The organism is Psychrobacter sp. AOP7-B1-24, assembly GCF_052376215.1.
GTDB lineage: Bacteria > Pseudomonadota > Gammaproteobacteria > Pseudomonadales > Moraxellaceae > Psychrobacter.
In genome coordinates, this window is sequence record NZ_JBQSVL010000188.1 from 1 (window position 1) to 881 (window position 881).

Annotated in this window: 2 protein-coding genes; both read left to right on the forward strand. The window is 41.9% G+C overall.

The annotated features are described in order from the left end of the window. A partial coding sequence (locus tag ACT3QP_RS14920) for an IS630 transposase-related protein (protein ID WP_444526042.1) occupies positions 1–377 on the forward strand: 377 nt, incomplete at its 5' end. After that, the gene (locus tag ACT3QP_RS14925; RefSeq protein WP_444526043.1) at positions 352–876 is read left to right on the forward strand and encodes an IS630 family transposase; all 525 of its coding nucleotides are present in this window, start codon (positions 352–354) and stop codon (positions 874–876) included. The genes ACT3QP_RS14920 and ACT3QP_RS14925, both read left to right, overlap by 26 nt. Positions 877–881: the final 5 nt, after the last annotated feature.

Sequence of the window (881 nt, forward strand, 5' to 3'; positions counted from 1 at the left end):
CATCTCAACAGATATACTCAATTATCATGACTTACTCACTAGATTATCGCAAACAAGTTCTTAAAAGCTTAGCAGATGGCATGACCTTTGCCGAGGCAGCCTCTTTTTATGACATTAGTCCAACCACTATTCAAAAGTGGAAGAAACGGCTGCATAGTAAGAGCACTCGCAATGTTACGCCATCAAAAATACCGGATGATGCACTACGCAAAGACGTTGAGCGTTACCCTGATGACTATCACTATGAGAGAGCAAGACGGTTCAACTGTACTGCCCCAGCCATTTGTGAGGCTTTAAAACGCCTAGGCATCAGTCAAAAAAAAGACCTTAGAGCATCCAAAAGCATGTCCAATAAAAAGAGCGGCGTATCAGAGTAAGCTTGATAACTTTAAACAGCAAGGTTATCCCATTGTGTATATGGACGAAAGCGGTTTTGAAAGCCAGACCATTCGTCCTCATGGTTATGCACCGATAGGCAAACCCTGTATCGAGAGCTACAACTGGCAAGGTAAAAAGCGAACCAATGTCATTGGGGCTCTATATGAAAAGATGCTATTTGCACTGGATTACTTTGAACACAACATTAACAGCGGCATATTCTACGATTGGTGCAAACACACCCTAATCCCAAGCCTTAAAACCAAATGCGTGATTGTCATGGATAACGCTCGGTTTCATAAAAGTAGACGTATCCAAAAATTACTGAACAGGCATGGTCATCGTATCCTATGGCTGCCGCCGTACAGCCCAGACTTGAACCCTATTGAGAAAAAATGGGCTCAAGTGAAGTTTCTACGCCAAGGGTGGATGGAAAATGACTTATCCAAATTATTTTATGATGTTTGTCCTAGCCATAACACTTTTGTTTTGAACTGACTATA